2 protein-coding genes are annotated in these 2,845 nt (G+C 75.0%); both read left to right on the top strand.

Annotated elements, in window-relative coordinates:
- The first annotated feature begins 68 nt into the window (after positions 1-68).
- On the top strand, positions 69-2,333 hold the full coding sequence (locus tag RI554_11170) for an NADP-dependent isocitrate dehydrogenase (GenBank protein ID MDR9392574.1): 2,265 nt from the start codon (positions 69-71) through the stop codon (positions 2,331-2,333).
- Between the two features lie 40 nt (positions 2,334-2,373).
- On the top strand, positions 2,374-2,845 hold a 472-nt coding region (locus RI554_11165), incomplete at its 3' end, for a hypothetical protein (GenBank protein ID MDR9392573.1).

Raw genomic sequence — 2,845 nt, 5'->3', positions numbered from 1 at the left:
TCTCGCGCGCTCCCCCGCGCCGCCCCACCCGACGCCCCGCCCGACGCCCCGCCCCGGAGAGGATCCCCATGGCCGACCCCGACGCCCACCGCGACCGCCCCGCCCTGATCTACACCCTCGTCGACGAGGCGCCCGCCCTCGCCAGCGGGTCGCTGCAACCGATCGTCGAGGCGTTCGCCGCCCCCGCCGGCGTCCGCGTCGAGAGCCGCGACATCTCCCTCGCGGGCCGGATCCTGGCGCAGTTCGCCGACCGCCTCCCGCCCGACCGTCGCATCGAGGACGACCTCGCCTACCTCGGCGAGCTGGCGAAGACGCCGGACGCGAACATCGTCAAACTCCCCAACATCAGCGCGTCGATGCCGCAGCTCGAGGCCGCCATCGCCGAACTCCAGGCCCAGGGGTACCCCCTGCCCCCCTACCCGCACGACCCGGCGACCGACGACGAACGCGACGTCAAGGCCCGCTACGACCGCGTCAAGGGCAGCGCCGTCAACCCCGTCCTGCGCGAGGGCAACAGCGACCGCCGCGCCCCCGCGTCGGTCAAGGCGTACGCCCGTGCGCACCCCCACTCGATGGGGGCGTGGAGTCCCGACTCCGCGTCGCACGTCGCGACGATGGGCGACGGCGACCTCCGCAGCAGCGAGGTGTCGACCACCCTCGCCGCCGACGCCGCCGGCGAGGCGCGCATCGAGCACGTCGCGCCCGACGGGACGGTCCGCACCCTGAAGGCCGGCGTCCCGCTGGCCGAGGGGGACGTGATCGACGCCGCGACGATGGACCGCGCGAAGCTCGAGGCGTTCCTCGACCGCGAGATCGCCGACGCCAGGGCGCGCGGCGTCCTGTTCAGCGTCCACCTGAAGGCCACCATGATGAAGGTCAGCGACCCGATCCTCTTCGGGGCCGCGGTCGAGCGCTTCTTCGCGCCGGTCTTCGAGCGGCACGCCGCGACGTTCGAACGGCTCGGCGTGACGCCCGAGGCGGGCCTCGCGACCCTCGAAGCGCGCCTCGAGACGCTGAGCGACGACGAACGCGCGCAGGTCCGCGCCGACCTCGACGCCGCCCTCGCCGAGGGCCCCGCCCTCGCGATGGTCGACAGCGACCGCGGCATCACGAACCTGCACGTCCCCAGCGACGTCATCATCGACGCCAGCATGCCCGCCGCCATCCGCGCCTCGGGCCGCATGTGGGGGCCCGACGGCGCGATGCACGACGCGAAGTTCGTCATCCCCGACGGCTCCTACGCCGGCGTCTACCAGGCGGTCATCGACGACTGCAAGGCGAACGGCGCGTACGACCCCACCACCATGGGGTCGGTCCCCAACGTCGGGTTGATGGCGAAGAAGGCCGAGGAGTACGGCTCGCACGACACCACCTTCGTCGCCGACGCGCCCGGCACGATCCGCGTCGTCGGCTCCGACGGCGCGACGCTCCTCGAGCGCCCGGTTAAGGCCGGCGACCTGTGGCGGATGTGCCGCACGCAGGACGCCCCGGTCCGCGACTGGGTCCGCCTCGCCGTCCGCCGCGCCCGCGAGAGCGCCACCCCCGCCGTCTTCTGGCTCGACGCCACCCGCCCCCACGACGCGGAACTCCTCCGCAAGGTCGAGCGGGAGCTGGACGCCCTCGACACCACCGGGCTGGACCTCCGCGTCCTCGCGCCGACCGAAGCGACCCGCCACACCGTCGCGCGGCTCCGCGCGGGCGAGGACACGATTGCGGTGACCGGCAACGTCCTGCGCGACTACCTCACCGACCTGTTCCCCATCCTCGAGGTCGGCACGAGCGCGAAGATGCTCAGCATCGTGCCGCTCATGAACGGCGGCGGCCTGTTCGAGACCGGCGCCGGCGGCTCCGCACCCAAGCACGTGCAGCAGTTCGTGGAGGAGGGCCACCTGCGCTGGGACTCGCTCGGGGAGTTCCTCGCGCTCGTCCCCGCCCTCGAGACGTACGCCCGCCAGGCGGACGCGCCCCGCGCGAAGGTCCTCGCCGACGCGCTCGAGCGCGCCAACGCCCGCATCCTGCAGGAGAACCGCTCGCCCTCGCGGAAGGTCGGCGAGCCCGACAACCGCGACAGCCACGTGTGGCTCGCCCGCTACTGGGCGCAGGCGCTCGCCGAACAGGACGACGACCCCGACCTCGCCGCCCGCTTCGCGGACCTCGCCCGCGACCTCGAGGCGCAGGCGGACGTCATCCACGCCGAGCTCGCCGCGGCGCAGGGCGCCCCCGTCGACCTGGGCGGGTACTACCGGCCCGACCCCGCCAAGGCGCGCGCCGCCATGCGCCCCAGCGCGACGTTCAACGCCCTCCTGGAGCGCTTCGCGGCCTCGGCCCCCTGACCGACCCGCGCCCCGGCGTCGCCGAGGCGCGCCCCCCGCCGTGATCTCCACCTTCTACCTGCTCGCCGCCGCCGCGCACCTGGCCGTCTGGGTCGCCGGCGTCCGCCTCGTGCGGCCGCTCGCCCGGCGGACCGGCCGCACCCCCGTCGCGCTGGTGCTGGTGCTGGTCCCCGCGGCGCTCCTCCCGCTCGAGAACCTGCGGACCGGCCTGGGCGCCGCCCTGGGGCCCGGCGACCTGCTGTACGCCCTGTCGGTCCCCGCGCTCGCCGGGCACTGGACGGTCCTGCCCCTCTTCACCCTCGCCGCCGTCGCCATGCTCGACGAGGTGGGCGTCGCGGCGGTCCGCCACCCGGCCGTCCTCGCCGGCCTCTCCCTGGTCGTCACCGTCCTCTGGGCGGTCGACCTCCCCTGGGCGGCGGGCCTCCTGACCGGCGGGGTGGGGCCGCTTCCGGACGTGGAGCTGGTGATCGGTTGCATCGGGGACGCCGTGCGCTACACCGCCACGCGCAGCG

It is taken from the genome of Trueperaceae bacterium, assembly GCA_031581195.1.
GTDB lineage: Bacteria > Deinococcota > Deinococci > Deinococcales > Trueperaceae > SLSQ01.
This window is presented reverse-complemented; position numbering and strand designations above follow the sequence as displayed.